Source organism: Candidatus Frankia alpina (genome assembly GCF_902806485.1).
Taxonomy (GTDB): Bacteria; Actinomycetota; Actinomycetes; order Frankiales; family Frankiaceae; genus Frankia; species Frankia alpina.
In genome coordinates this window covers 1-6,115 of record NZ_CADCWT010000256.1, presented here as the reverse complement: position 1 = coordinate 6,115, position 6,115 = coordinate 1, and the positions used below count along the sequence as shown (strand labels likewise).

5 protein-coding genes are annotated in these 6,115 nt (G+C 70.0%); 2 read left to right on the top strand and 3 right to left on the bottom strand.

What is annotated here, in order from left to right:
- Positions 1-871 precede the first annotated feature (871 nt).
- Entirely contained in the window at positions 872-1,501 is a 630-nt protein-coding gene (locus G6R25_RS20085) for a DUF6542 domain-containing protein (protein ID WP_205447280.1), read from the bottom strand.
- Positions 1,501-3,021, bottom strand: coding sequence for a DNA recombination protein RmuC (locus G6R25_RS20080; protein WP_163554185.1), 1,521 nt, complete (start codon positions 3,019-3,021; stop codon positions 1,501-1,503). The genes G6R25_RS20085 and G6R25_RS20080 overlap by 1 nt, the downstream gene beginning before the upstream one ends.
- Before the next feature lie 168 nt (positions 3,022-3,189).
- Between G6R25_RS20080 and ychF the strand changes: the two genes are divergently transcribed.
- Positions 3,190-4,266, top strand: a complete 1,077-nt coding sequence (ychF, locus tag G6R25_RS20075; RefSeq protein ID WP_163554184.1) for a redox-regulated ATPase YchF — start codon at positions 3,190-3,192, stop codon at positions 4,264-4,266.
- A gap of 223 nt (positions 4,267-4,489) precedes the next feature.
- Positions 4,490-4,741, top strand: coding sequence for a hypothetical protein (locus G6R25_RS20070; protein WP_163554183.1), 252 nt, complete (start codon positions 4,490-4,492; stop codon positions 4,739-4,741).
- A gap of 135 nt (positions 4,742-4,876) precedes the next feature.
- Here G6R25_RS20070 and G6R25_RS20065 read toward each other — a convergent pair whose 3' ends face one another.
- Entirely contained in the window at positions 4,877-5,773 is an 897-nt protein-coding gene (locus tag G6R25_RS20065; RefSeq protein ID WP_136449536.1) for an IS110 family transposase, read from the bottom strand.
- Between the last annotated feature and the right edge of the window lie 342 nt (positions 5,774-6,115).

The window sequence follows — 6,115 nt, the reverse complement described above, 5'->3', positions numbered from 1 at the left end:
CTGACGGCCGGCGGCGGCGATCAGGCGGCAGCGCCGCGCGAACGTCGGGAACGGCATGGGTCGACGCGGTGCGCCGCGGGTGGTGTGCGGGTCGAGTGAGCGGTAACGCAGGATCGGGATCATCTGCCCGCGCCGGGCTGTCCGTAGACCGAGCGTCATCGCGGTCCGAGGACGGGGCGGCGCGCGTCCCGCTCGCCGAGCGGTTCGGTCGAAGCGAACGACAAGCGGGCCTCCCTGCGAACGCCGCGGGCATGGACGCGGCATCGGGTAATGGCGCCGAAGTGCGTCCGAGGAGTGAGTCCGTGATGCGCCATGGAATGTAGCATGCGTGGCCCCAATAGCCGGCGAACCCTGATCGCCGGTACCTTGCCGGCCCTCCGTCGACACCCGTCATCATTGTGCTGATTATGAAAACAGAACTTTTCCGAGAAGTGTCGCCGCGCAATCAGTGGATCGCCGGGGGCGTGGATGTGGTGTGTAAGTTGCGACTGGTGCGTCCGGTGATTGCCTGGAGCGGTCCGCGCCAGGCCAGGTGCGGACCGTCAGCGCCACGCCGCATGGTCGGCCACGGGGGTATGGCGTCGGGGCGGGGGGAAGGTCAGGACGCCTGGCCGTCGCCGGAGCGGCGAGGCTGGATCCGGGTGAAGGAACGGCAGTCGCAGCGCGCGCACTCGTGGCCCTTGCGGTAGTGCTGGTGCAGATCGCGGCTGTGGCCGCAGCGGCACCGACCCCACCACGAAGAGATCGCTCCCACGGAGAGCCTCCCTTTCTTGGCGCTACCACCCGGTGACACTACCCGTACGCGTTCGGGCGCCGTGATGGCCGTGGGGGTCTGGTGCGCGGTCGGGAGGGCTTGCGGCCGGGAGAGAGTTTAGCGAGGGGGGCGCCGGCGGCGCTCGGCGCCTGGCGGCTGGGCGAGGGCGCGCTGGCGCTCCCGCCGGGCGACCTGCGCGCGCCGGCCGCGGAAGACTGCGATGAGGGCGACAAGCAGGAAGGCCGCGAGCAGGATGGGCGCGTGCAGGATCATCTCCGAGCCGATGTCGATCGCCTTGTTCCGCAGCCCGGAACTGCCATCGCCGGTGGAGGGATCAAGATAGCCGGTACCGATCGTGATGAGCGCGTATACCAGTGGTGTCATGATCACCACGCCGATCAGATCGTCGGTGTGGACCCGTGCCGCGACGAGCACGCAGGCGCCGATGAACAGCGTGCCGAACGCGAACTTCAGCGAGCCGAAGGCGACCGAGTCGATGAGGGCACCGACGCCGCCGATAACCAGCACGATGATCCCGGTTCCGAGCACGGTGAGCCCCCGCCTGCTGCCGGTGAACAGCGTGGGCGGCGGTGCACTCGTGCGGCCCCGCGAGCCGCGGACATACGGATCGTCGAACCTGTCGGCACGCGCGGACCTACCCGGCGGCCCGGCTGACTGCCGATGCGGCGGCACACTCACGAACGCAAGGTACCGCCCGGGGATTTCGAATGCGTCAGGACGATGCATCAGACCGCGGCATCGGCTCCCGTGTCGGAACCTTCGGTGGTCGAACCACTCCCTTGCGTCGTCCAATCATTGTCTTTCTGGCCGTTTGCCCTCGATGTCCTTGCTTCCACTTCCGGCGAGGTCCGATGGCCGACATCCCCGGGCGCGTCGGCGGCCGTGGCTGCGGCCGCCGCGGGCCGGCCTTCCCCACCGGCCAGAAGTTCGGCCGCGGACAGCGGGCGCACGCCGGTCTCCACGGGTGTGGGGCTCGGCAGCACCGCCTCGACGACCTCCATCGCCGCCAGCCGGCGGGCGGGGGTCAGCACCCGGCTCTCCAGCGAGCCGACGGTCGCGTTGAAGTCCACGACCGCCCGCCCCAGCGAGCGGCCGAGCCTGTCGACGTGTTCGCCGAGCGTGCCCAGGCGCGTGTAGAGATCCCGGCCGAGCTCGAAGATCTCCCGGGTCCGCGTGGTCAGCGCCTCCTGGGTCCAGGCGTACGCGATGGTCCGCAGCATCGCGATCAGCGTCGTCGGAGTGGCGATGATGACCTTCCTGGTGGCGGCGTACTCCAGCAGGCCGGGGTCGTGGTCGAGCGCCGGGGCGAGGAATGCCTCGGCGGGCACGAACAGCACCACGAACTCCGGCGAGGACGGCAGCCGCCGCCAGTACGCCTTGGCGCCGAGCCCGTCGACGTGGGCGCGCAGGTGCCGGGCGTGGGCGGCCATCCGACCGGCGCGGTGCTCCTCGTCGGTGCTCTCGGCGGCGTCGAGGAAGGCGGCCAGCGGGACCTTCGCGTCGACGACGACGTTTCGCCCGCCGGCGAGGTGGACCACCATGTCGGGCCGCAGGGGGCCGTCGTCGCCCTGGACGGTCATCTGCTCGGTGAAGTCGCAGCGGTTAAGCATGCCGGCGACCTCGGCGACGCGGCGCAGCTGCATCTCCCCCCACGCCCCGCGGGCCTGCGGCCGGCGCAGGACCGTTACCAGCGCTGCCGTCTCGGACCGCAGGCTCTCGGAGGCCTCCCGGGAGAAGCGGACCTGCTCGACGAGCGACGCGTACGCCTCGGTGCGGGCCGTTTCCAGCTCCCGCAGCCGGCTCTCCACTCGGTCGAGGGTGTCGCGCAGCGGGGCGACCATGCTCTCCACCGCCGCGCGGCGGGCGTCGAGATCGCCGCGGGCGCGCGCACCGGCCTCGTCGAGCCGGGCGGTGGCGAGCTCCACGAGCTGGCGGCTCGCCCCCTGGAGCGCCTGCGCGGACAGCGCCTGGAAGCTCTCGGCGAGCCGCTGCTGGCTCTGCTCGACCAGGGCCACCCGCTCGGCGCCCGCACGCTGCTCGTACTCCAGGGCCATGCGCAGGCCGGACACGTCCGACTCGGCGAGCTGGGCCCGCTCGGTGCTCGCCGCGGCGGCCACGCGGGCCTCGTCGCGCTCGCGCAGCACTGCCGCGTGGCGTGGATCGGCCAGCCGGCGGGCGGCGAGAAAGCCGCCCACGGCACCGAGAGCCAGCCCGAGGAGGGTCAGCAGCGCGCTGGAGGTGTCCACAACGAAAAGACAATCACGGCCCTCCGACAGTTTTGCGGCAAGCCGCCCGACGGCGTGGCGCCCGCGCCGGCCGGTCGACGTCTCCGCCGGGCCGACCCGGCTCCGGCCCGCTGCGGCCCGCCCGAACCCCGGCGGCGTGCTCCCCGCCGGCCCGTAGACTGATCCGCCATGGGCTTGTCGATCGGTATCGTCGGGCTGCCCAACGTCGGCAAGTCCACGTTGTTCAACGCCCTGACGCGCAATGATGTGCTCACCGCGAACTATCCGTTCGCGACGATCGAGCCGAACGTCGGCGTCGTCGGCGTCCCCGACTCGCGGCTCGACGAGCTGGCGACGCTGTACGACAGCGCCCGCGTGGTGCCCGCGACGGTCAGCTTCGTCGACATCGCCGGCCTCGTCCGCGGTGCGTCGGAGGGCCAGGGCCTCGGCAACCGCTTCCTCGCGAACATCCGCGAGTCCGATGCGGTCTGCCAGGTCGTCCGGGTGTTCTCCGACCCCGACGTCGTGCACGTCGAGGGCAAGGTCGACCCGGCCGACGACATCGAGACGATCAACACCGAGCTCATCCTCGCCGACCTGCAGACCCTCGACGCCCGGCTGCCGAAGCTGGAGAAGGAGGCCCGCGCGGACAAGGCGAAGCAGCCGCTGCTCGCCGCCGTCAAGGCCGCCCGCGAGGTCCTCGACGCCGGGCGCACGATCTCCTCCGAGCCGAAGATCGACCGGGACGCGCTGCGCGAGCTGTTCCTGCTCACCGCGAAGCCGTTCCTGTACGTGTTCAACGTCGACGAGGACCTCCTCGCCGACCCCGGCCGGTACGAGGAGCTCGTCGAGTCGATCGCTCCCGCCGACGCGATCGTGCTGTGCGCCAAGGTCGAGGCCGAGCTCTCCGAGCTGGACGACGCCGACGCCGCCGAGCTGCTCGCCTCTCTGGGCCAGGAGGTCAGCGGCCTGGCCCAACTCGCCCGGATCGGCTTCCACACCCTCGGCCTACAGACCTTCCTCACCGCCGGCCCGAAGGAATCGCGTGCCTGGACGATCAAGGCTGGCGCGACCGCCCCGGAGGCCGCCGGCGCCATCCACACCGATTTCCAGCGCGGCTTCATCAAGGCCGAGATCGTCTCCTTCGGTGAGCTCATCGCCGCCGGCACCATGGTCGCCGCCCGCGCCGCGGGCAAGGTCCGCATAGAGGGCAAGGACTACGTCATGGCCGACGGCGACGTAGTCGAGTTTCGCTTCAACGTCTGACCTAGATCTGCGAGTAGCGGTGCTGGGTTGCCCGGTTGTTGACCCCGGAAAGCGATCGAGTGCCTGTCGCGCAGGGAGAATCGGGGTTGCGAGACCAAACCGAGCATCCCAGCCGAAAGGCACCCATCAGGCGGTAAGGACACGCAGCGTCGAGTCGTCGCCGAAGCGGGCCCCGGGTGCAGGGCCGTCCTCGCGTCAGCCGGGGCGACGTCGTCGCGAGCGGGTGAGGATCGGGCCTACGGATCCGACGCTGACCGGGGCGGCCGGACTGGCCGCGGTCACCGAGCTCGTCGACCGGCTCGAGCTGGTCGACGAGCTCGACGACGGGATCGGGCCGATCAAGCAGCGCAACCGGGGGCTCGGCGCCGCTCTGCGCCACCTGCCGGAGGCCGATCCCGCGATCAACCGGGTCTGGAGGTGGGCGGCGATCCTCGCTGGCTGGATCTCCGCGCCGTTGCAGGCCGTGACCGGCTGAGGAGTGAATTACCGGACCACGGGCATGCTGGGTCGGGGCGTGCGGCATCGCGCCAGGGGGATGGGGCCCTCAGCGTGTACCTTCAGTGGTGTTCGACTATGTTTTCCGGGTCTCCTTTCCCTTGCGGTGTGAGGGTTATGCCGCGGAGATGACGGCTACGGTGTAGCCGAGTTTCTCTAGCTCGCCGACGAGGGTGTTCTTGCGGCCTTCGGGGTCACGGCGCCGGCGGGCGTGCCAGCCTCCGCCGAGGTCCTGGTAGACGGTGTTGCTCGCGATGATGTGCCAATAGGCGAGGAGAATGTCGTGACGGGGCGCGCCGATGGCCTTGAGGACACCGCGGCGACCCCGGATCTGGGCGTGATGCGAAGCGAGATAGGTGTTCTTGCTCCGGGCGGCGGCATGCGCGGCCTCGGTCAACGCCGTACGTAACCATTTGTTACCGTGCCGTGTGCGTCCGGACAGGCGTTTCCCACCGGAAGTGTGGTTCCCCGGGCAGATCCCCGCCCAGGACGCCAGATGCCCCGCCGTGGGGAACCGGCCCATGTCCAGACCGACCTCGGCGACCAGCACGGTCATCAGCTTCTCCAGCCGTTGCACCTCCCGGGTCTTCTCCTCGACCACGGTCCGGCGGGCACGGGTCAGGTCACGCAGATCCCGCTGCGGTTTCGGGGGCACGAACGACGCCCGCACCAGACCGTGCGCCACCAGATCGGCGATCCACACCGCGTCGGCCACGTCGGTCTTACGGCCCGGGACGTTCCGCACGTGCGCGGCATTGAGCAGCCAGCACTCGAACCGATCTTCCAGCAGGTGGAACACCGGCTTCCAATAGACCCCGGTCGACTCCGTCCCCGCGATCGTCACCCGGTTCTGGGCCAGCCAGTCCGCGAGAAGTCCCAACGACCCGCCCGTCGTGGTGAACGTACGCACCTCGACCCTGGCCTTTCCCGACCCGGTCTGGACACGGACCGCCGCGGCAACCGTATCCCGATGCACATCGAGACCCGCGCACCGCGGAAAGAGAACCTCCACCCGTCACCCTCCCTGTCAGCGAAACGGAAGCGCTGCCCGGGGAGGCCTGAACACAGGAAACTGAGGAACGCGCTCGTAGCAGCAGGAAAGAGTGCCCCAGGACCTCCGCCGCCATACTCACAGACGGGCTCTGAGCATCAGAGATCGCCGACGTCGATCCGGACAGCACCAAAAATCATCCACGGCCGGTGCTCACGCAATACCAGAACGCTCGAACAGCCCACATCGAGACCACGCCCGAGCAACCGGTGACCTACATCAAATTCTCATACGAAAGGGTGGCGGCCACGCCGCCCTGACTGCTCACAGCATGATCCGACCCAGGGCCCCGGGAAGATCGTT

Bases quoted from the DNA above. Each gene is read 5' to 3' on its own strand.
- G6R25_RS20085 (WP_205447280.1), bottom strand. From the start codon at position 1,501: ATGCATCGTCCTGACGCATTCGAAATCCCCGGGCGGTACCTTGCGTTC.
- ychF (WP_163554184.1), top strand. From the start codon at position 3,190: ATGGGCTTGTCGATCGGTATCGTCGGGCTGCCCAACGTCGGCAAGTCC.